Here is a 21,984-nt window from a genome sequence, read left to right as displayed (position 1 = left end):
TATAGAATATTTACATGTAGAAAGCACCAGTGACAATGCGGTAGAACTACCTCCAATGGTTGGTGTCAGATTGATAATTTATTCAAATAACCGCTTTTGTCCAGGTGCAGCAGCTGGAGTGCCAGCCGTTGCTCGCTTGGCTGGTGAACGTTAGCCGCCGTCCACTTGTATTTGGGTCTTTACGATCCACGTTATACAGATGCAGTCAGCCGCGCATTTTCGTACGCGCTGGTTACAAATTCTAGTAATCAAGTTTGACTATTTGAGCGAAATAGCTTGAATTTTCGCAAAAAAAAACCTCGCGATTTTATATCGTGAGGCTTTTTTTTAAATTTTTTTACGGAATTGTGCATAGCTTTATCGACTTTTCCGGTGTCGCCATATTAGTAAAAAGCATACGTTTTGAATGAAGCGAAATATTAGTAAATAAAAAATGGTAGAGATAAACGGAGAGCGAATTTCATATCGTAATTGTTGTTTTCAATTGCAAAAGAGGATTTAAAAATTGACACCTAAAGACTGCAGGTGATCTGATAGATACATCAACAATCTGTAGCTTTAAACATAGATCTGATGAGTCGTTCACGAGACAAAAAACATACCACATAAAAATCTTAATCAAAGAGGTAGACTTCATGGTTGAAAAAATCTTATCCCGTTCAGTGCGCTTGATGTTTGTTGGTGGTGTTGTTATTGGTGCCGCAGCACTCGAACCCACTGCATTTGCGCAGGACGCACCGCAACGAGTAGAAATTACCGGTTCAAGTATTAAGCGGGTTGCAGCAGAAACTGCCTTGCCCGTGACGATTATGAAAAAGGCCGACATTGAACGGACTGGCGCCACGACAGCTCAGGACTTGGTTAATCTGATCCCTTCCAATTTTGGCGGCCAAGTGCTCGCTAATAATGTCGGTCAAGTCGGAGCCCCCTCGACTGCGAACTTACGCGGAATCGGTCAAAATTACACACTGGTACTTTTGAATGGCCGTCGTGTTTCCAATTATGCTTTGGGCAATAATCCTGTAGATTTGAATTCAATTCCCTTGTCGGCGATTGAACGCGTCGAAGTTTTGCGTGATGGCGCATCCGCACTGTATGGCGCGGATGCTATCGCCGGTGTTATCAATTTTATTTTGCGCACCGACTACCAAGGGATAGAAGCCTCCGTAAATGGCTCCAAGCCGACTCAGACTGGCGGCGATTCTACTAGCTACAATGTGTTAGCTGGTTATGGTAATTTAGCGACCCAAGGCTTCAACGTAATGATTAGTGCCAATCATGAAAATGATAGCGCCTTAAGATCGGTTGATCGTAGTTTTGCCGCGACAGGTATTCGTCCGGATTTGGGTATTGCGCATACATCACCACGAGGTGCGATTCCTAATCTGACGTTTTCTGACACTATGGGTAATAATTATGGTGACTCGATTAATGCAGGAAACTCTGTCGTAGGGCCTTTGGTTAATCCGAACCGCTATTTGAATTGCAATGCATCTGGTTACGCGATGGCTAATGCCGACCAGACTACTTGCCAGACGGATTATGTTAGATACATAGATTTGATTCCAAAATCTACCCATGACAATGTGATTGCCCGTGGTGTACTGCAGATAAATGACGATCATCAACTATATGCTGAAATCGCCCAAACCAAAGATCATATTGATGCCGCATACTCGCCCGCGCCGTATGCTGGCCAGCCGCCTGGTATTCCCGGCTTGTCCTATCCGACAACGGGGCGTTTCTATCCAGCGACGATCACCTTACCAAAAGGCATGACCCTGCCTGCTGGATATATCATGCCAAATGGATCAGTGCTCGCTGCGGATACGGTGTTAGCTGCAGATATGGCAGTGACACCGAATAGCGCATTGAGTGGTCGCTGGAGAACGGTAGCGGGTGGTGGCCGTCATGATTTGACAGATATTACCAACGAACGATTTTTGATCGGTGCAAAAGGTACGTTGGCGGGATGGGATTATGACGCAGCACTAACTTCTTCGAAGAACGAAGGGATCGTTTCTTTTGGCTCAGGACAATATAGTTTTGCTAAATTAAGTCCCTTGTTAAATTCAGGTCAAATAAATATTTTCGGCCAACAAGATGCTGCGAGTATGGCTGCATTGCAAAGTGCACAAATTAATGGTCTGGAAAACAGCGCAGTGTCTAAAGCGACTACCGCAGACTTGCGTATTTCAAAAGAAATCGCACAGATGAGCTACGGTGCTTTGGGGTTGGCACTGGGCGTATCGGCACGTAAAGAAAGCCTGGATCAGGTTTCCTCCGAAATTTTGGCGAGCGGTGACCAAGTCGGAGGAAATGGGCCAGTTCCAGGCGTGAGCAGCGGTCGTAAAGTTTTCGGTATGTTCGCGGAAGCGACTATTCCCGTGTATAGGGATGTGGAGTTGAATGCAGCAGTCCGCTACGACAATTACAAAAATGATTTTGGCACCTCTTTCTCTAATGTCAGTCCTAAATTGGCTTTGCGCTACCAGCCAACCAAGGCGGTAGTCATCCGCGGCTCAGTTGGCCAGGGCTTTCGTGCGCCAACCTTGTATGACAATCTGTATCCATTTACCGCCGGTGGTGCTACCGTAAACAACTGGAGTGATCCGGTTCGCTGCCCTGGAGGACATCCCATCTCAAGTCCGAATACGGTGGGTGCTGTTGTGGACGAATGTAATGTTCAGCTCACTGTGGCACAGGTGGGTAGTAAAGATCTGAAACCAGAAAAGTCGAAACAATTTTCAATCGGGATAGTTTTTCAGCCGACCGCCAGTTTCAGCGGATCATTGGATTATTGGGATGTCAGAATTAATGATGTGATTCAATATCCTGCTGAATCGCAGATTATCAATCATCCTACCCAATATGCGGATGCTTATTATCGCTTTGATCCGGTTGCGGATCCTACGCAGTTGCATCCAATTAAAGGAAGTACCAATCCAGATTTTCCTTTAGCTTATATTCTCGAACAAAAAACCAATTTTGCCAAAAATTTTGCGGCAGGATTGGATTTGAACTTGAATTACAAACAAAGAGTTTCTGAGTTAGGTATGTTTGGAATAAATCTGGACGGTACTTTGAATACCAAACATGGTTATCAATACCCTACAGGCGCATCGGTAAGTGATCTGGGCGAATATAAGGATTTTGGGGTTTCACCTCGCTGGCGTCATGCGATCACGGCGACCTTTAATCGTGATAGTTGGAATGCGTCGATTACACATAACTACACTAGCTCGTATCAGGATTACACCGATCCAGCACTCTCTGGTAGCCCCAATTATCCAGCGGTACGCGACGTCGAGGCATATTCGACTTTCGATGCAACTTTGGGTTGGACTGGCATTAAAAACCTTGATGTCGGTGTTGGGGTAAAAAATCTGTTGAATCAAGATCCACCATCTACACGTGCAGCATCGGGATCGGGCTTTCAGGTTGGCTATGATTCAACTTTAGCTAATCCTTTGGGCCGTGTTTACTATGTCCGTGCAAAATATAAATTTTGGTAAATCACGCAGAAGGTAGGAGTACTTAATTATCACTTAAAAAACGCCACGCTAATGAACTTTTAGGGTGGCGTTTTTATTTACTGAAAAAAACATCGTTTCTCCCCCCCCCTAAGATCGCAACATTTGTTTAGTTAATTTTAGACTTTCGTTGTCAGACAACACAAATTTTACTACTGCCATATTTTTGTAGATGACATTATCGTCTTTCGTAGTAACCCAACTTTAATAGTTCAATCTGGAATATCAAACGTTGTTTGAATGAGTTTTCAACAAAGAAAATTCGGACATACGAATTATTTTTTGCCGATAGTTCTCTCTTCTTATTTTTAAGTAAAAATTGATAAATTCGTAAAGACTGAAAGAATTGTAAAATTTCTTGTCGGCAATGAATCGAACTGCTTTTTTGACGCCAAAAAATTTCTTGCCTTCAAAAAATAATAGAGTATATTCATTAGACGAATATTTTCTGGTTCGCTAGAAATACAAAAAAAATAAAAAAATATAGAGAATCTGCAAAAAAATATCGATAAGCTTTGTTCGATAAGCTGGGTAATTGAAAGGCTTAATTGCGTTAAGTAAATTCGAAGTTCATAGCGTTTCTGACTCACAATTTCCATCAATTTTAGATATCACTCAAAATATAATGAATTTCACAAAAATGAAGGTGGGAAAACGTCTGGGCTTAGGCTTTGCGTTGGTATTGCTCTTATTGACCGTCGTCACCCTGCTAGGGGTTACGCGCATGGCGCAGATCCAGGATAGACTGGAAAAAATCGTTGGTGTCAGTAACGTGGAGACACGCTTGGTGATGGACATGCGTGCCATCGTCTATGATCGCATGGTGTCTTTGCGTAATTTGACTTTGCTTAATGATGCCGATGATATGGCACCGGATCTGGCGAAGATCAAAGAGCAGTCTAAAAAATATTCCGAAGCAGAAGAAAAACTAGCGAAAATGTTTAGCACTGAGAGTGCTACCACTGCAGAAGAAAAAACACTTTTGGGTAAACTCAAGGAGCAAGAAAATGCCGCAGCGTCCTTGCCTGCTAAAGCACAAGAACTAGGTCTGGCGAATAATCCCGAAGTGGCAACTGTCGCCTTGATCAAGAAGATACGTCCGATACAGAAAAAGTGGTTAGATACTCTCGACGAGCTGGTGGTAGTTCAAGACAAGCTCAATGCCGAAATCGCTCTGGATGCCAAGTCAGCATTTGCTAGCGCCAGTACCTTGATGTTGGTACTTGGTACATTGGCTTTACTGGCGGGAATTGCTGCTGCCGTGGTGATTACGCGTAGTATTTTGAAGCAACTCGGTGGCGAGCCTGATTATGCCGCCCAGATTGCTAGTCAGATTGCGGCAGGCGACTTGGCCGCGGTGATTGAAACTAAGGCTGGTGATGAGACTAGCTTATTGGCAGAAATGAAAACCATGCGCGACAGTCTGGTGAATATTGTCGGTCAGGTTAGAGTCGGTACCGACACCATTGCTACCGCTTCTAGTGAAATTGCTAGCGGTAATCTGGATCTCTCGAATCGTACTGAGCAACAGGCAAGCTCGTTAGAAAAAACCACCTCTTCCATGCGTGAGCTGACCACTACGGTCAAGCAAAATGCTGATAATGCCCGTGAGGCGAATCAGCTGGCAGCCTCGGCTTCAGAAGTGGCGCGTCAAGGTGGTGTGGTGGTGACGCAAGTGGTCGAAACCATGAGCTCGATTAATGAGTCGTCTAAGAAAATTGTCGACATTATTAGTGTGATTGATGGTATCGCTTTTCAGACCAATATTTTGGCATTGAATGCCGCCGTGGAAGCTGCGCGTGCCGGTGAACAGGGCCGTGGCTTTGCCGTGGTTGCCTCAGAAGTAAGGAATCTTGCTCAGCGCAGCGCAGCTGCCGCCAAAGAGATTAAGACCTTGATCGGGATCTCGGTAGAGAAGGTTGAGATTGGTACCAAGTTAGTTGGGCAGGCCGGGGTTACGATTGATGAAGTCGTCACTAGCGTCAAGCATGTGACCGACATCATTGCGGAAATTAGCGCCGCCAGCCAAGAGCAAAGCGCTGACATCGAAGAGATTAACCGCTCGGTGATAGAAATGGATGGCATGACCCAGCAAAATGCGGCTCTGGTAGAAGAGGCTGCCGCAGCGGCTCAGAGTTTGCAGGATCAGGCGGCCGAGTTGGCCAAAGTAGTCAGTATATTTAAGCTCAATGCGGGTGAGCAGCGTGGTCAGATGAAGAAAGCAGCGGTAGCGGCACCGGTACGACGGGCCGAAGTGACGCGCTTGCCAGCAAAGGCGAAACCGAAAGTAGCCGCCTACAAGTCTCTTCCGGCAGCAAAGGCGACGCCCAAAAAAGCAGCCGTAGCGAGTGCTGATGAGTGGGAAGAGTTTTAATAAAACCTGACGCAAAGTCGCTCCTGAATGATCGCTTCTACCTAGCTGTATTCAAGTCGACTATTCGGTGGTGCGCCGAGCAGTGACCATTTTGTGTGAGCTTTCAATAAGAATATCGATAGCGCGTTTCTTAGTGTGCTGTTACCGTATGTTGATGCTGAATTTTTAATTATTTAATAAAGAAGAGTGTATTTATGAAAACTCGTTTATCCCTGATTGCTAGCATGTGTTTATTGGCTGCCGCTGCGACTTCATTTGCGGCGGAGGTAGCACCCGTGATGGATAGTAAGTCTTGCGATCCTCCAAAATATCCAAAAGCTGCGCTCATGAACGAAGAGACTGGCACAGTGGGAATGGGTTTTCTGGTTGGCACCGATGGCAAAGTGGTCGAATCTAAAGTCGAAAAATCGAGTGGTTCCAAGAGCTTGGACAAAGCTGCCCTGAGTGCTTTAAGCCAGTGTAAATTTAAACCGGGAAGCAAAGACGGTAAAGCTGAACAATTGTGGTCAAAAGTTGATTTCGTCTGGAAGCTGGAATAAGTTTTATCAGTGCAGAATAAAAAAGGGAGCCTAGGCTCCCTTTTTGCATTAGTTCCATCCTTCAACTAGGACTATTTGCTCTCCGTCTTGAGTCCACGTCGCAATAAGAGTGGTGTGATTTTGGCGTCGCGCCCGCGGAACTGGCGGAATGCCTCGATCGCATCCACACTGCCACCGCGTGAGAGTAATTGCTGACGGAACCAGTCCCCATTTTTACGGCTCAAGCCGCCGTTTTCCTTAAACCAGTCGACCGTATCTGCGTCTAGCACTTCACTCCACAGATAGGCGTAATAGCCGGCTGAATAGCCGCCGCCAAAGATGTGCGAGAAATAGCTGCTACGGTAGCGCGGTGGTGCCGGAGCAAAGGCGACGCCGGCTTGTTTGAGTGCTTGAGCTTCAAATTCCAATACATCCGACGGTATCTGATTGGCATTGAGTTGATGCCAGCGTTGGTCCAGCAAAGAGGCTGCCAGATATTCGGTGGTAGCAAAGCCCTGATTGAATTTGCCGGTAGCGGCGATCTTGGCGAATAATTCAGTCGGCATGGCGACACCAGTCTGGTAGTGTTTGGCATAATTTTGCAAAACTTCTGGCCAAGTCGCCCACATCTCATTGACCTGCGATGGATACTCGACGAAGTCTCTCGGGACATTGGTGCCGGAGAAGCGCGGATAACGGACATTCGAGAACATACCGTGCAGCGCATGACCAAATTCATGGAAGGCGGTGCGTACTTCATCGTAACTCAGTAAGGTCGGCTGGCCAGCCGGTGGTTGTGGAATATTGAGATGATTGGCAATGACGGTCTGTGCTGCAAACAGGCCGGATTGGGGCGTATAGGCATTCATCCAGGCACCGCCACGCTTGCTCTGGCGTGCATACATGTCAGCGATGAATAAGGCCATCGATTTACCATCGACGTCAAATACTTCGAACACCCGTACGCTAGGATGATAGACCGGTAAATCCTTGCGCTCTTTAAACGTGATGCCGTACAGTTTAGTGGCGGCGAAAAACACACCGTCGATCAGCACGTGATTGAGTTCAAAGTAAGGGCGCAATTGGGCTTCGTCAAAGCTATATTTCTGTTTGCGAACTTGCTCGCTATAGTAGGCGCTATCCCACGCCGCCAGTTTGAAGCCGCCTTTTTTTGCATCGATTAGCTTTTGCATGTCGGCCGCTTCCTGGCGCGCATTGGCCACCGCTGCCGGAGCTAGATCACTGAGCATCTGGTTTACTGCTGTGGTGGTTTTTGCGGTTTCGTCTTCCAGCGTGTATGCCGCATGGTTGGCGTAACCTAATAAGGCGGCACGTTCAGCGCGCAGCTTGACGATGCTCAATATGGTGGCTTGATTGTCGAATTCGCCGCCGTGGCTGGCGCGCTCGGTCGAGGCTTCATACAGACGTTTGCGCAACGCGCGATCGCTCAGACTGCTGAGGTAAGGCTGACCGGTGGTATTCATCAAGGCGATCAGATATTTACCGTCTAAACCGCGCGCCTTGGCGGCATCGGCAGCGGCTTTGATCTCATCTTTGGATAAGCCTTTTAACTCGGTCTTGTTTTCCACGATCAAGGCCGACAGATTGGTCTCGTTCAAGATGTTTTGACCAAAACGGGTGGCCAGCGTTGCCAGCTGCGCATTCATGCTTTTCAGGCTGATTTTGTCGGCCGCTGAGAGCTTGGCGCCGGCCCGTACGAAGTCGGTGTAATAGCGCTCCAGCAGACGTCGCGATTCGGCATCCATCGCCAGATTAGCGCGGAAGGTATAGACCGCATCGATGCGCTCAAACAGTTTTTCATTCAGATAAATAGCGTCAGTATGCGCCGCCAACTTAGGTGCCAGGTCACGCGACAGGGCTTCCATGACCGGATTGGTATTGGCAGAACTCAGATTAAAAAAATCGCTAGAAACCCGTCCTAGTGTCTGGCCTGCGCGTTCCATCGCGACCACGGTATTGTCGAACGTCGGTTTGGCGGAGTTCTCGGCGATCGCTCTGATTTCGGCCGTATGCTGACGCATCGCCTCGGCAAACGCCGGAGCAAAATGGGCGTTTTTTATCTTATCAAAAGGCGGGTACTCGTACTGCAAAGCGCTCGCACTAAGCAAGGGGTTGAGGTCAGAGACGCCAGTGATATTCGCCGCAAGACTAGTCTCGGCAGAAATTTTTTCTGTCGACTTACTTGGGGCCGGATCTGCGGCCAGACTGGTTTGGATAGCCAGACTAGAACACAGCAACATGAGCAAGGTTTTTGTCATGGTAGCTTTCTACGTTGGGTTAGGGCAGCGGGCTGCACCAGATATTTTTAGGGGAATATTGCGTTTTAACGGTGCTAGCTATTTGCGAACCGAACTGAAAAACGCATAGACAAAATCATAGCATTGGACTAGGTTTGTAGCGATCAAATCAAAGAATAAACCGCCAAGCACCCCTGCCAGTGCGCACTATCCATGCGGCTTATCGGGCAGGCAGGCAGGAAGGGCGCATGCGTCTAGGGCACGTCGATTTTCAGCACAAAATAAAGCGGTTCGCCAGATCAAGTACAAATGCCGGCTGCAGATAGGCCAGAAACGCCAGCGTCAGTACTGCTGCCAGCAGAGCGCACAACAACAGCTTGGCAAGTAAAGGAGGGATATTCATGTGGCTAGCGCTTGGGGGCGTTCTATCGGTTTTTCATTGATAGGTAAATTGATCAGAGTGGCAAATACGCCCAGTGCCAGGGTGATCATCCATACCATATTGTAATTGCCCGTCTTGGCATAAATATAGCCGCCCAGCCAAACGCCGAGGAAGCTGCCGAGCTGGTGTGAGAAGAACACAAAGCCCGACAACATCGACAGATACTTCATCCCAAAGATACCGGCAATCACGCCATTAGTGAGCGGAACGGTGGACAGCCACAGTATGCCCATTGCGGCGGCAAAAATATAAACAGAGTACGCTGACAGAGGGGCCAGCAGGAACAAGCCTATGACCACGGTGCGACTGATGTAGATGGACGAGAGTAAGTAATGTTTAGGGAAGATGCCGCCTAACTTACCCGCATAATACGAGCCAAAGATATTGAACAGACCGATCAACGCCAGTGCGTAGACCGCCACGTTGGGATCCATAATCCCCTTGTCCTTCAGATAGGCGGGCATGTGCACCGCGATAAATACCACTTGAAATCCGCATACAAAATACCCTGCTAACAGCAGACGGAAAGGGCCATGCGCAAAGGCTTCGCGGATCGCTTCCATGATGCTTTGTTGTGGCCCGCTGTGATGGACAATGGCTGGTTCACGCAGGCGCAATGCCATCGGTATCATGACGACTAGTAACAATGCCGCCAGTAAGTAGAAAGCATTTTGCCAGCCGCTATGGTTGATCAATTGCTGTTCTACCGGCATCATCACAAATTGGCCGAAAGAGCTGGCCGCCGACGACATGCCAAAGGCCCAGGAGCGCTTGGCCTCCGGTGCGGTGCGCCCAATGATGCTGCTAACCGCACCAAACGCAGTACAGGCCAGCGCCGCACCGATTAAGATACCGGAGCCGATAATGAACAGGCTGGGTTGGTCGATGATGGACATCCAAAGCAAACCGGCCGCATACAAAACCGCACCGATGATAATCACACGGGTCGTGCCAAATTTATCCACCGCCATACCGGCAAACGGACCAAACACGCCCCACATCAGATTTTGAACCGCCAGCGCCAGTGAGTAGGTTTCGCGGGTCCAGCCATGTGCCTGCGCGATCGGTTGCATCCAGAAACCAAAACCATGTCGCACCCCCATCGCCATCGTCAGAATAAAGCCAGTGGCGATCAGTACGGTTTTTAAATCGGGAGTAGTAACGGTGCGCATGGGATCGTTGTTTTAGTTGAAGTAAGTGAAGCGGAAATCAGGCATTACTGCTTGGGCGAATCAGTTTAGCGCAATTTAAAACTGCATGTGGTCTGATCAACGCTAGCAGCCAGCGCTGGAGCAAGTCTGGTAGACGGCTGCAGACTAAAGACACGCTGAAATGGAAAAATAACGAGGCTAGCCCAAGGCGCATATTCCATGCGCCTTGCAGGCCAGACCGGCTGGAAACCCGCATGGAATATGCGCCTTGGGTTATGCCATGTTCAAAAAACTTAAGACTGTAGTGGCAGTCTTAAGCTAATTTGTGTGCCTAGTCCGTAGTCGCTGGCAACACTGATCTCGCCGCCTAACAGATCGGTGACGATGGTGTGCACGATGTTCATGCCCAGACCACTGCCGCCACTTCCTAGTTTGGTCGTGAAGAAAGGATCAAAAATACGCCGTATGTGCTCGGCCAGTATCCCCACCCCATTGTCTGAAAAAATAATCTGTACTTGATCATTGTTCAGTCGCCTGGCCGATAATTGCATCAGCCCATCGCTGCGGCCCTCAAACGCATGCAGCAGGGCATTATTGATCAGGTTCGTGATCACCTGGCCATACGGTCCGGGGTAGCTGTTGAGATTGAGCTCGGCTGGGATATCGACGGCGATATGGTGACCTTGTTTTTGTATGCTGCTCTGCACGGTACGGATAATATCCATGCTGGTGTCGAGCAAATTGAAGAGTCGGCGTTGCTGGCTAGTTTGGTCGACCGAGACTTGCTTGAAACTACTCACCAATTCGCTGGCGTTTTCCAGGTTACGTACGACAATCTCATTGGCACTGGCCACGCTGCTGGTGAACTGGTTTAAGCCCGAACGTTTGATCGTGCCGTTTTCTAGTTCACGCATAAAGCGCGTGGTTTGCTCCTGCAGGGTGGTGGCGGTCAGCAGGCAGTTCCCTAACGGGGTATTGAGCTCGTGGGCGATGCCAGCCACCAGCGAGCCGAGTGCCGCCAATTTTTCTTTCGACATCAGCATTTGCTGCGCATTTGATAATTGCAGATAGGTATCGGCATTTTCCAGCGCAACCGCCGTTGAGGTCGCAAGTGACATCAGCATGTCTACATGCATGCGTTGGAAGGCATTTGTTTTACTACTTTGTATCGCAATTAAACCGATGATTTTGTTTTTTACCCGGAGCGGCGCATAGATGTGCGAGAGCGGCATAATTTTTTGCGACAGGTCTACATAGGCAGCATCTGGCACTAGCGTGTTTAAGCCTTTCTCACTAATAAAGGCGGCATATTCGGTGCGTATATCATTGATGAAAATTTCTCTCTGATGGCGTATGCACCAGACCGCCAATAAATCTGAATCTTGCATATCGCGCTGATACGGCAGCATGCGCTTGCCGTGTAAGTAGTTGCAAGGAAATTCTATACTTCCGTTTTCTGCGCGGTAGATACCGATCGCAAAAACTTCGGCGGGCATCAAGCCCTGTACGTGTCGATACACGCAGTCCATGATACTTTCACGGTCGAGGTTGGTGGTGATTTCACGTCCCAGTTCGCTGAGTAAATAAATATTTCTGTGCGCCAGCTCTAGATTTTCCGTCTGTCGCTGTAATTCTTGAGTGCGACGCGTCACATGCAGTTCAAGTTCGTGTTGTGCCTTGGCATGTTCGGCATAGCCCAGTACTTGCTGGATCACGTTAGCTATCTGGCTGCCAAACAAAACATCTTCGCGTGACCAGTTACGTTGCCCGTCGGTTTGCCCAAAACTGACCGCGCCTAGTTGCGTGCCGTTCATGCGCAGGGGGATCTCGAGCAAGGAGCGCACGGTACTGGTTCCAAATAGCTTGTTGAGTTGCGCGGCGGCCGGATGTAAGCGTATATCCGGGGCTAATATCGGGCTCTGGCTCAGTTGTAGCACTTTCCAATATCCGGCTTTTTGCTGTGCACTGAGTACGCTCTCTTTCGTGATTGTCGTCCCGACGGCACCTGTGAGGGCGCGGCAACGCAGTTGCGGCAAATCCTCATCTTGTAGCCAGATCGCGACAAATTCTATGCGCAGTATCTCTAGTGCGGCAGTGACGATGTGCTGTAAGGCAGCCTCTACACTGAGGTTTTCCAGGTGATTATTGGAAGACAGTTCTAGTAGTAGCTCCACCGGTGGTTTGTGCGATAAATCATATTCTCTGAGTTCGCGAAAGCTATCGCTAGCGCTGAGCTCGGCTAATTGAGCGTTAATGCTTTGCGCTTGCCGGGCATAATTGAGAGCCTCGGCGATGCGCCCGGTTTTTTCGTAGAGCCGCGACAAGGCCTCGCAACAAGCGAGTTTTTGGGTACGAGAATTGATCTCAGTGGCATGCTGTAGCGCTTCCAGATAGGTGTTCAGGGCTAGTTCTGGCAGCTCTTGTAATTGGTAGATGTTGGCCAAAGTATGTCTGGCAGCACCTTGCAACCATTGATAGCCGCAGCCATTGGCCAGTGTCAGCGCAAGCCTGGTGTCATGCTCTGCTTCGTCTAGCTTGCCGCGGAGTATAGCCAAAGCACCCAGATGCCATTGCGCTTCGGCTACGTATTCGGCTATTTCTCCGCGTACAGCATGGTCGCGGGCTTGCTCGAAAAGTTCTTTGGCATTTTCGATGTGTCCTATATTTCTCTGGTTGATGGCCAGATTAATCCTTTGTTTGCTGAGCAAATAGGGATCGTCAGATAGACTCAGTAAGTCACCGGCATCCCGGTGAAAGCGCGCCCCGGTTTCCCAGTCTCCGATGGCATCGTAAATCGCCCCCAAGCCGATACGTGCTTCTACTAAAGAGCGGGTGTCTGCCGTAAGTTTGCATAAATCAATACAACGCGTCCAATAGCGCGTGGCATCGCGATAAGCGCCTTGCGTGTAGTGGATGCGACCTAAGGCCACCAGCATCTGACCGGCCGCGAGTGGCAAATTTTTGTTTTCGGCTATTTGTAAGCCTCGATACAAGTCGTCGCGTATCTCTAAGGCTTCACCCAAGCGTTCTTTAGTGAAATAACGTTGATATACAACGGCCAGATACAGATTGGAATCGCCGACTGCCAGCGCGCGGCGTTCGAGATCGGCGTACAGACGCAGCGCCCATCTGGGATGACGGCGTGCGCTGCGTTGTATGCGGTCCAGATTAATTCTCACGGTGCTTGCATTCCTGATTGAGTCGCAATGATCTGGTGTAATTGGGCTGCTGCTTTACTGTCCGAAAATGGCTAGATATCAATTGTGGTTTGCCGTATAACGATAAATATCTTACAGCAAAACAGGTAATGCCAGTACTCGATATGGATAGCAAACTGACCCAGCAAAACGTCTTACCGGACTCATTAATCACTTCAATGAGCAAGGCATCGCCCTACTCTAGCCAGCGCGATCAGGCTTATTATCGTGCGGTATTGTCTAAGGATAGCCGTTTTGATGGTGTCTTTTTTACCGGAGTGACTACCACTGGAATTTATTGTAGGCCGGTTTGTAGCGCCAAAAAACCACGCGCTTCGTCTTGCGTTTTTTATAGTTCTGCGGCGGCCGCCGAGGCGGCTGGTTTTCGACCATGTCTGCGTTGCCGTCCCGAACTGGCACCTTACGCTTTGCAACAAAATCTGGCTTTTGGTGTCTGGCAAAAAATTGTTGCTGGTGCTCTAAACGAGGGCAGCATAGAACAGCTGTCGGAACAGGTCGGTCTATCTTCACGCCAGTTACGTCGTGTTTTACTGCAGGAATTTGGGGTAACTCCAGTCGAGTTGGCGCAAACTCAGCGCCTGTTGTTTGCCAAGAAACTGTTGCAAGAGACCAGCTTACCGATGGCCGAATTGGCGTATGCCGCTGGTTTTGGTAGCCTGAGGCGTTTTAATGCCTTGTTTGAGCAACGTTATCAAATGACACCGAGTTCAATCCGGCGCGCCCGCAGAGACGAGAGTGACGGTCTGGTATTGCGTCTGGCATATCGACCTCCGTATGCCTGGAACGCTTTGCTAGTCTATTTAAAAGGGCGCGCCATGCCAGGTCTGGAGGCGGTTTTGGATAGCGGGGCGTACGTGCGTAGCGTACAAATGAACGGCAAGAGCGGCTGGATCAAGGTGAGCCATTTGCCCGAAAGCGGACAATTGGCTCTGCAGGTTGCGCCTGGTTTGTCATCAGTATTGATGCCCTTGTTAGCGAAAGTGCGCACGCAATTTGATCTGGAGGCCAATCCCAGCGTGATTCAGTCGCACCTAGAGAGCGATGCGTTGATGGCGGCGCAGATGGCACGAAATCCCGGCTTGCGCGTACCCGGCGCTTTCGATAGTTTTGAGCTGGCGATACGCGCGGTGCTGGGGCAGCAGGTCAGCGTGGCCGGTGCCACTACCGTGTCAGGACGACTGGTGCAAAGATTTGGTGAAAAAATCGAGACGCCATTTTCCAGCGTCAGCCATCATTTTCCTAGCCCTGCCTTACTCACGCAATTGTCAGTCGAAGAGATCGCCAGCATAGGCATGCCAAAAACACGTGCGGCGACGATACAAAATCTTGCGCGGTTTACGCTGGAAGGGGGATTGCAAGCACCGTTGCAAGCGAGTCAGGCAGAGATGGTCGCGCATCTTAAGACTGTTGTCGGTATCGGTGAATGGACTGCCCAATACATCGCCTTGCGAGCCTTGCGCTATCCAGATGCTTTCCCTGGCGGCGATCTTGGTTTGCAAAAAGCGGCCGCGACCGCACCGGAAACCAGGCTGACTGAAAAACAGTTGTTGGCGCGTGCGCAGACTTGGTCGCCCTGGCGCTCGTATGCAGCTCTCTTGTTATGGCAATCTTTGTCTGAGGAATAAGCATGTTTGAGTATCTTTATTATCAGAGTCCTCGCGGTCCATTGTTACTGGCAGCGAGCGAGCGTGGTTTGGCAGGCGTGTATTTTGCAGAGCACCGTCATTTCAAAGGCATGGCGGGCTGGCAGCGTAATGATAAGCATGCTGTGTTGCAACAAACTGCCGAACAGTTAGGCACTTACTTTGATGGACAAAGGAAAGAATTTGATTTGCCTCTGGACTTGTCGCATGGCACTGTATTTCAACAAGCGGTATGGCAGGCTTTACGTAGGCTAGCTTATGGCAGCACTGCTAGTTATGCCGATATCGCACGCCAGATAGGCAAGCCTGGTGCAGTACGCGCTGTGGGTGCCGCGAATGGCCGTAATCCAATTTCTATTATTGTGCCCTGCCACCGGGTAATCGCCAGCTCGGGCGCATTGACTGGATATGCAGGCGGATTGCCGAATAAAGTGGCATTGTTAGGTCTGGAAAAAAGTAAAATTACTTAAATAATTTACATTGTTGTCCACTGCTAAGATGTTATAAATATATTTGGTGCAGTGCACAAAAAGTGCTTGACTCGAACAAATTAAGGCGTAGAATGGAATTTGTTGCAGTGCGTTATTCAAGTAAATTTTTGAACATCACTGCCATTTATGTTTATTTTTTACTACACCGGAGAAGACCATGTACACAACACCAGAACAATTTATCGCCGCTACTAAAGCTAGCTTGGAAACACAATTTGCTGCCTTGACTTCATTGAACAAGAAAGCCTTTGAAGGTTTGGAGCAATTCGTTTCTTTGAACGTCAATGCTGCTAAAGCTTCTTTCGAAGAAAGCTCAGCCGCTGCTAAGCAATTGGCTAGCGTAAAAGACGCACAAGAATTTATTTCCTTGACTACCGCTCAAGCTAAACCAACTGCTGAAAAAGCATTGGCATATGGCCGTCATCTGGCTAGCATCACAAACGCAACTCAGCAAGAATTCACTAAAGCAGTTGAAGCGCATATCGCTGAAACTAACGCTAAAGTGTCTTCCCTGATCGACGAAGTAACAAAAAATGCGCCTGCTGGTTCCGAGCAAGCTGTTACTGCCTTGAAAACAGTGGTAGGTAACATCAATGCAGGTTACGAGCAATTGTCTAAGACAACTAAGCAAGCAGTACAAACTTTAGAAGAAAACCTGGCGAATGCTACTCAGCAATTCACTCAGGCAGCAGACAAAGTGACATCAAAGAAAAAATAAGCTGAAACCATTTTTACGGTTTTAATGCTTTTGAAAAAGGCTCCCGTTTTGCGGGAGCCTTTTTTTGTCTAAAATTCTTTAAGCCGAAATTTTAAGCTAGCTTTTAAAGCTTTTAATGTGAAAAGCAGACGCATATTCAAGTCAACTGTTTTTAGCAGCGCCCCCATCAGGCTCGTTTAGCATGGACGTTTTTTTAGCAGTGTTATATGCAAGATGTCGTCATCGCCTCGCCGAGTTTAATCGATGAAGTGATGCGATGTGACGCCGAGCGTGCTCTGGCTAGTCTGTGTAGGCGGTGCTATTGTTGGCAGTCGTTGGCGACTGAGGCATAAGCGCATAAGCATTGCGTACAGAATAAAAAAAACCCGCGAATCGCGGGTTTTTTTTAGAATAGCCTAGCTTATTCAATTCATTAGGCCTTGCCATGCATCAGTTTTTTCAGCAGTGGGGTAATCATTAATAATACGATACCGGCACCGATAGAACTGACAACCAGGAATCCAAATAATGGGAAAGAAGAACCTTTCAGTATCTCTTCGAGGAAACCTGCCAAAGTATTCGCCGCAGCATTGGCTAAATACCAAACGCCTAACATCAAGGCACCGACACGAGCCGGGGCTAGTTTTGTCACCATCGATAAACCAACCGGTGACAGGCATAGCTCACCAATAGTATGAAGTAAGTAGACAAAGAACAGCCATTGCGGTCCAACTGTGCCCGAGACATCTGCTTTGCCCTGCGCCATCGCCATGACAACGAAACCCAGACCAAGAATGATCATCCCGATTGCCATCTTGACTGGCGTTGGTAAGGAAAAGCGGGATTGTGCGTTGCGAGTCCAGATGAAGGCCATGATAGGGCCGAGCAAGACTATCCCAAGCGGATTGATTGCCTGGAAATACGAAGTTGGGATTTCCCAGCCTGCAACATGACGATCAGTTTGTTTATCGGCAAACAAGCTCAAGGTGCCGCCAGCCTGTTCAAAGCCCATCCAAAAGAAGATCACAAAAAAGCCCATGATGAAAATGGCGATGATACGGTGCCATTCTTCGGTAGTTAATTTTTCAACATTTTCTTTAGGTTTGTTGCTGAACCACAAGGCAGCAAAGATAGCGAGGACAATTGCCATTTTTACAGGGAACATGAAACCATTCCAGATTGGACCTATCATTGACCAAGTGCTCAGTACTGCTAACACCAAAGGTATCATGCCGCCGCTAATGAGCATAATGTGCAGCCAGTCAGATTTATCCAGTCTGGTCTTGTCGCCGATAAAGCCTGCGTCGCCAAGTTTTTTCTGACCCAATACAAATTGCAATAAACCACAGCACATACCTACGCCAGCCGCAGCAAACCCATAGTGCCAGCCGACTTTTTCACCTAAAGTACCAGCGATCAAGGGTGCTAAAAATGCCCCGGTATTCACGCCCATATAGAAGAAGGTAAAACCGCCATCGCGACGTGGATCGTTTTCGCGATACAGTGAACCGAGCAAAGAGCCAATATTTGGTTTAAAAAAGCCATTACCAATAATTAACAAGCCCAGCGCGAGATGCAGAAAAGCTGGGAAAGCCATGGCAAAATGACCGAGAGCCATGGTGAAGCCGCCGACCAGAATAGCCTTGCGTTTTCCTAAATAGCGATCAGCTAAATACCCACCCATCAAAGGCGATAAATACACCAGTCCAGTATAGGTCGCGTATAAAGCGAGAGCGTTAGCGCGATCGTAGCCTTGTGCGTTGACTAGATAAATAACTAATAGCGCACGCATCCCGTAGTAACTAAAACGCTCCCACATTTCCGTCAAAAACAACATGGGCAATGCGGCAGGTTGACGTTCTTTTATTGCATTAGCATTGATGGGGATCGCTGCATTAACAGTGGTACTGGTAGTCACATATTTCTCCTTAGGATAGAACACGTCTCTGGTCTGGACGTTTTAGCGTGGTTCTTGTGTATAGATAGACTGGGTAAATCGGCGGCAAGCTTAACATGGCATTGTGCTCAGTTCTTACAAAGTGATTACAACCGAAAAATCTTCGTTAAATATGGAAAACTCAGCAAATTTATATGGTGATAGGCAGCAATTTCTGTGGTTTGACTGGGTGTAAAGATAATAATGGACAGCCCTGACCCAGAAAAATATACTGATTCCTTGTAAATACACTATTCTCGTCATTCAATTCTTTAGTCTGGCACCACAATTTTGACGCAATGTAACAACAAGGCTTAGCGAATACGTCTCATGCATAACAAGCTTACATTCATCGCCCCTTTCCTCATGGGTAGTACTTTTTCCGTGGTCGCAGCAGATGCGGCTGCTGCGCTTGCTGTCTCTGCTAGTGGCTATCAAAATCCTGCGCCAGAATTACAGGCGGTGGTCGATGCGCCGCGCGGGCCTATGCTGCAATTAGGGCCGTTGCGTAAAAGTGCCTTGCTCCTAAGCATGCCAGGTTTGCCAGGGATTGCCGATGTTGCTCAGCCTGAACTGAAACTGGCAGGCTTGCGATTGAATGGGAAAACACGAGCAGCCAGTCGTTTTGAGTTCGCCAACGATATGAGTCTGCTTGATATCGCCAGCGCCAAGACGCGTAAAGTCAGTGGCTTACCACCGAATCCGAGAATCGCCGACACTTTATGGTCTAGCGATGAGCGCTGGTTAGCATTTAGCCGCTGGAGTGAGCAAGGCGTGGAACTGTGGTTGTTGGATGTAGAAAAAGCCAGTGCCCGCCGCTTGATTAAAGAACATCTCAATGCCACTACCAGCAACGGCTTCTCCTGGATCACTAGTTTACAAATCGGCGGCGGGCAAACGCAACAATTGTTGCTACGCTTGAATCCCGCTAAGCAGGCAAAAATTCCGCAAGCACCAGTCGCACCGGTAGGCCCGAACGTACAAGAGACTCAGGGCGGCAAAGTGGCGCAGAACCGTACCTATCCGGATATGCTGAAAAATCCGTTTGATGCCGATATGCTGGACTGGCAGTTACAGACTCAGTTGGCGCTGGTGAGTGTCAGTGGCGCATTAAAACGCATCGGTCCTAGCCTGCCGTTGATTGGCGCGCAAGCCTCGCCCGACGGGCGTTACCTACTTACTACGCAATTGCGCAGACCGTATTCTTATATGCTTCCTATTTCTCGTTTTCCACAATTGGTCGAGATGTGGGATGCACACGGAAATAAAATAAAAACTATCCATGAGCGGCCATTGCGTGAGCGCTTGCCAGCTGGCAATGATGCGGTACAAACCGGGCCGCGCAACTATGCCTGGCGGGCCGATCTAGCGGCGACCCTGTATTGGGTAGAAGCGCAGGATGGTGGCGATCCCAATCAAGAGGCGGCAGTAAGAGATAGTTTGTTTCAGCAAGCTGCACCCTTCAGCGATGCGCCAAGTAAGTTGATGGATCTGGCCAGTCGCTTTGCCGGCATCGACTGGGGCAGAGATGACCTAGCCTTAGTCAGCGAATTTTGGTGGAAAACCCGCGACTTGCGTACCTGGCGCATACAACCAGCGTCGCCCGATGCGCCGGCAGAACTGCTATTTGCGCATAAGTCTGAAGATAGATATGCTGATCCCGGCAGCCCTGCGATGCGCCAGAATGTCTGGGGGCGCTCGGTATTGCGAACCAGCACCGATGGTAATGCTTTATTCTTGATAGGTGCTGGCGCTAGCGCTGAAGGAGACCGTCCGTTTCTGGATCGCTATGAGCTGCCGAGCAAACAAGCAAAAAGGCTATGGCGTTCCCAAGCGCCTTTTTATGAAAGTGTGTTGGCGCTGCTAGATGATGAAGGCAGCCAATTCATCAGTAGCCGCGAAGCCAGTGATGAACGTCCGAATTTCTATCTGCGCGATTTGAAGGAGCAGGATCAATTGCGAACCTTGACGAGCTTTCCCCATCCGACGCCGCAGTTTAAAGGCGTGCAAAAACAGCAAATACACTATAAGCGTGCCGACGGAATTGACCTGAGCGCGACCCTTTATTTGCCCCCTGGCTATGATGCACAGCGTGATGGACCGCGTCCTATGTTGATGTGGGCTTATCCTGAAGAATTTAAAACTGCCGCTGCGGCTGCTCAGGTCAAAGAGTCGCCGTATAGATTTAATCGCATCAGTTATTGGGGGCCTCAGGTCATGTTGGCGCGCGGTTATACCGTGCTCGACCATCCCGCCATGCCCATCGTTGGTGAGGGTAAGCAAGAACCAAATGACACCTATCTGGCGCAAATGAAGATGAACGCCGAAGCTGCCGTGAATGAAGTGTTGCGACTAGGTGTGGCGCAAGCCGATAAAATTGCCATAGGCGGCCATAGCTATGGTGCCTTCATGACGGCTAATCTGCTGGCGCATACACGCCTGTTTCGCGCCGGCATAGCTCGCTCCGGCGCCTATAATCGCAGTCTGACACCGTTTGGATTTCAGGCTGAAGATAGAAATTTTTGGGATGCCAAAGAAGTGTACCAAGCGATGGCACCGTTTAACTTTGCCGAGCAAATTAAAGACCCTATTCTATTTATCCATGGAGAGCAGGACAATAATAGTGGCACCTTTCCAGTCCAGAGCGAGCGCATGTATCAGGCGCTGCAGGGTTTGGGCGCGACTACGCGTCTAGTCATGTTGCCCAATGAGAGTCACGCCTATCGCGCCCGTGAATCTATCTTACAGATGTTGTGGGAACAGGATAATTGGCTCAACACCCATCTAAATAGTAATAACGTGGCGGGAAAACACAGTGAGTTTGTTCCGGGCGACTGATTGATATCTAGTGAAATACTTAAATATAGGGAGTATCTGATAATCAGATCACATTGCGCACGTGTTTAATGCGCAATTCGTGGATGAATATCGATACTCCTATCTAGTATCTGGCTCGTTATAATCTTTTGGCACAAATCTTTGCTTTTCATTTATGATGAATTTTCATCTTACTATCTGGCCCCAAATATGTTGAAGGTCGTCATTCTCGATAATCAGGCAGTTGCACGTAATCTTTTGGGCTCGGTATTGACCACTGGTGGCCATGAGGTTGTTGGTGATAGTAATACGAGCTTGTCGAATTTAGCGCGCATGGTGAAATTGCAGCCACAAATCGTCTGCGTCGATATAGGTGAAGATAACGCGGACGGTATGGCATTGTTAGATAATTTACGCAAAGAATTATCCAGAGCCTTGATTTTTTTGGTGTCCTCAAAAATGGATGCCGAGTTAATACAGATGGCGCAACAACATGGGGTTAGTGGCTTCATTGTTAAGCCGTTCAATGCGGTCGCCGTGCTTAGTTCCATCCGCAATACAATCATCCGCATTTCTAAGCAAGCTAAAGTCAAAGATCAGCCAGTTCCGAATGAATGAGTTGTTCGGCACTATCGATTGAATCTAAATTAATTCCATGAATAAATAAGCTTGCCAAGCAAGGGCAAGCTTTGCTATAGTTCGCCTCCCGCAGAAGAGCGGGGCGAAATGAAGAAAGTAAGGCAGGCAAAGCAGTCCCCGGTTTGAATTAAGAAACACAGTAAATTCAAACGCTAGTAAAACAAGGGGTTGACGAGCAGAAGGAAATGCCGCATAATCTCATCTCTCTGCTGCTTACAAACAAAACGCTTTGTAGCAATCTGGCAGAAAAGCAACGCAGTCGGTGCA

At 48.6% G+C, this 21,984-nt stretch carries 13 protein-coding genes; 8 read left to right on the top strand and 5 right to left on the bottom strand.

All coding sequences use genetic code 11. From position 1 onward, the window contains the following. Positions 1 to 635 precede the first annotated feature (635 nt). The 3 genes from ACO0K8_RS20565 to ACO0K8_RS20555 all read left to right on the top strand — a co-directional run bounded on the left by ACO0K8_RS20565 (position 636) and on the right by ACO0K8_RS20555 (position 6,446). Positions 636 to 3,515 carry a TonB-dependent receptor plug domain-containing protein gene (locus ACO0K8_RS20565; RefSeq protein ID WP_422948524.1) on the top strand — a complete coding sequence of 960 codons (2,880 nt, stop codon included), beginning with the start codon at positions 636 to 638 and terminating at the stop codon, positions 3,513 to 3,515. Positions 3,516 to 4,158: 643 nt separating this feature from the next. Beyond that, positions 4,159 to 5,907 carry a methyl-accepting chemotaxis protein gene (locus tag ACO0K8_RS20560; RefSeq protein ID WP_422948523.1) on the top strand — a complete coding sequence of 583 codons (1,749 nt, stop codon included), beginning with the start codon at positions 4,159 to 4,161 and terminating at the stop codon, positions 5,905 to 5,907. A gap of 194 nt (positions 5,908 to 6,101) precedes the next feature. After that, positions 6,102 to 6,446 (top strand): energy transducer TonB, encoded by a 345-nt coding sequence (locus tag ACO0K8_RS20555; RefSeq protein WP_295747881.1) that lies wholly within the window; start codon positions 6,102 to 6,104, stop codon positions 6,444 to 6,446. A 71-nt stretch (positions 6,447 to 6,517) separates the two neighbouring features. Here ACO0K8_RS20555 and ACO0K8_RS20550 read toward each other — a convergent pair whose 3' ends face one another. The 4 genes from ACO0K8_RS20550 to ACO0K8_RS20535 form a co-directional block, all read right to left on the bottom strand. Further along, positions 6,518 to 8,704 (bottom strand): M3 family metallopeptidase, encoded by a 2,187-nt coding sequence (locus ACO0K8_RS20550; RefSeq protein ID WP_422948522.1) that lies wholly within the window; start codon positions 8,702 to 8,704, stop codon positions 6,518 to 6,520. A gap of 250 nt (positions 8,705 to 8,954) precedes the next feature. Continuing rightward, entirely contained in the window at positions 8,955 to 9,086 is a 132-nt protein-coding gene (locus ACO0K8_RS20545) for a hypothetical protein (protein WP_422948521.1), read from the bottom strand. Beyond that, a complete protein-coding gene (locus ACO0K8_RS20540) occupies positions 9,083 to 10,297 on the bottom strand; it encodes an MFS transporter (protein WP_422948520.1) in 1,215 nt (404 codons plus the stop codon). The genes ACO0K8_RS20545 and ACO0K8_RS20540 overlap by 4 nt, the downstream gene beginning before the upstream one ends. Positions 10,298 to 10,569: 272 nt before the next feature. Continuing rightward, positions 10,570 to 13,455, bottom strand: a complete 2,886-nt coding sequence (locus ACO0K8_RS20535; protein WP_422948519.1) for an ATP-binding protein — start codon at positions 13,453 to 13,455, stop codon at positions 10,570 to 10,572. A gap of 128 nt (positions 13,456 to 13,583) precedes the next feature. Between ACO0K8_RS20535 and ACO0K8_RS20530 the strand changes: the two genes are divergently transcribed. The 3 genes from ACO0K8_RS20530 to ACO0K8_RS20520 all read left to right on the top strand — a co-directional run bounded on the left by ACO0K8_RS20530 (position 13,584) and on the right by ACO0K8_RS20520 (position 16,346). Further along, complete coding sequence (locus ACO0K8_RS20530; RefSeq protein ID WP_422948518.1) at positions 13,584 to 15,119, top strand: AlkA N-terminal domain-containing protein; 1,536 nt, start codon at positions 13,584 to 13,586, stop codon at positions 15,117 to 15,119. Positions 15,120 to 15,121: 2 nt separating this feature from the next. Further along, positions 15,122 to 15,607, top strand: coding sequence for a methylated-DNA--[protein]-cysteine S-methyltransferase (locus ACO0K8_RS20525; RefSeq protein ID WP_422948517.1), 486 nt, complete (start codon positions 15,122 to 15,124; stop codon positions 15,605 to 15,607). Between the two features lie 178 nt (positions 15,608 to 15,785). Continuing rightward, on the top strand, positions 15,786 to 16,346 hold the full coding sequence (locus ACO0K8_RS20520; RefSeq protein WP_422948516.1) for a phasin family protein: 561 nt from the start codon (positions 15,786 to 15,788) through the stop codon (positions 16,344 to 16,346). Positions 16,347 to 16,758: 412 nt separating this feature from the next. On the opposite strand, the gene ACO0K8_RS20515 is transcribed toward ACO0K8_RS20520, so the two are convergent. Beyond that, positions 16,759 to 18,243 carry a peptide MFS transporter gene (locus ACO0K8_RS20515; RefSeq protein ID WP_422948515.1) on the bottom strand — a complete coding sequence of 495 codons (1,485 nt, stop codon included), beginning with the start codon at positions 18,241 to 18,243 and terminating at the stop codon, positions 16,759 to 16,761. A 348-nt stretch (positions 18,244 to 18,591) separates the two neighbouring features. Here ACO0K8_RS20515 and ACO0K8_RS20510 point away from each other — a divergent pair, with 348 nt between their 5' ends. Both ACO0K8_RS20510 and ACO0K8_RS20505 read left to right on the top strand, forming a co-directional pair. Further along, positions 18,592 to 21,099, top strand: a complete 2,508-nt coding sequence (locus ACO0K8_RS20510; protein ID WP_422948514.1) for a prolyl oligopeptidase family serine peptidase — start codon at positions 18,592 to 18,594, stop codon at positions 21,097 to 21,099. Between the two features lie 189 nt (positions 21,100 to 21,288). Beyond that, positions 21,289 to 21,696: an ANTAR domain-containing response regulator gene (locus tag ACO0K8_RS20505; protein ID WP_422948513.1), complete on the top strand. Its 408-nt coding sequence runs from the start codon at positions 21,289 to 21,291 to the stop codon at positions 21,694 to 21,696. The last annotated feature ends 288 nt before the right edge of the window (positions 21,697 to 21,984 follow it).

Origin of the sequence: Undibacterium sp. Ren11W (genome assembly GCF_049340485.1) — a bacterium.
In the GTDB taxonomy this organism is placed as follows: domain Bacteria; phylum Pseudomonadota; class Gammaproteobacteria; order Burkholderiales; family Burkholderiaceae_D; genus Undibacterium.
The sequence above is the reverse complement of the archived record's forward strand: the minus strand, read 5'-3'. Positions and strand labels throughout refer to the sequence as shown.

What these genes read in the sequence shown, in the direction of transcription:
- ACO0K8_RS20565 (WP_422948524.1), top strand. Translation starts at nt 636, where the DNA reads ATGGTTGAAAAAATCTTATCCCGTTCAGTGCGCTTGATGTTTGTTGGT.
- ACO0K8_RS20560 (WP_422948523.1), top strand. Translation starts at nt 4,159, where the DNA reads ATGAATTTCACAAAAATGAAGGTGGGAAAACGTCTGGGCTTAGGCTTT.
- ACO0K8_RS20555 (WP_295747881.1), top strand. Translation starts at nt 6,102, where the DNA reads ATGAAAACTCGTTTATCCCTGATTGCTAGCATGTGTTTATTGGCTGCC.
- ACO0K8_RS20550 (WP_422948522.1), bottom strand. Translation starts at nt 8,704, where the DNA reads ATGACAAAAACCTTGCTCATGTTGCTGTGTTCTAGTCTGGCTATCCAA.
- ACO0K8_RS20545 (WP_422948521.1), bottom strand. Translation starts at nt 9,086, where the DNA reads ATGAATATCCCTCCTTTACTTGCCAAGCTGTTGTTGTGCGCTCTGCTG.
- ACO0K8_RS20540 (WP_422948520.1), bottom strand. Translation starts at nt 10,297, where the DNA reads ATGCGCACCGTTACTACTCCCGATTTAAAAACCGTACTGATCGCCACT.
- ACO0K8_RS20530 (WP_422948518.1), top strand. Translation starts at nt 13,584, where the DNA reads ATGCCAGTACTCGATATGGATAGCAAACTGACCCAGCAAAACGTCTTA.
- ACO0K8_RS20525 (WP_422948517.1), top strand. Translation starts at nt 15,122, where the DNA reads ATGTTTGAGTATCTTTATTATCAGAGTCCTCGCGGTCCATTGTTACTG.
- ACO0K8_RS20520 (WP_422948516.1), top strand. Translation starts at nt 15,786, where the DNA reads ATGTACACAACACCAGAACAATTTATCGCCGCTACTAAAGCTAGCTTG.
- ACO0K8_RS20510 (WP_422948514.1), top strand. Translation starts at nt 18,592, where the DNA reads ATGCATAACAAGCTTACATTCATCGCCCCTTTCCTCATGGGTAGTACT.
- ACO0K8_RS20505 (WP_422948513.1), top strand. Translation starts at nt 21,289, where the DNA reads ATGTTGAAGGTCGTCATTCTCGATAATCAGGCAGTTGCACGTAATCTT.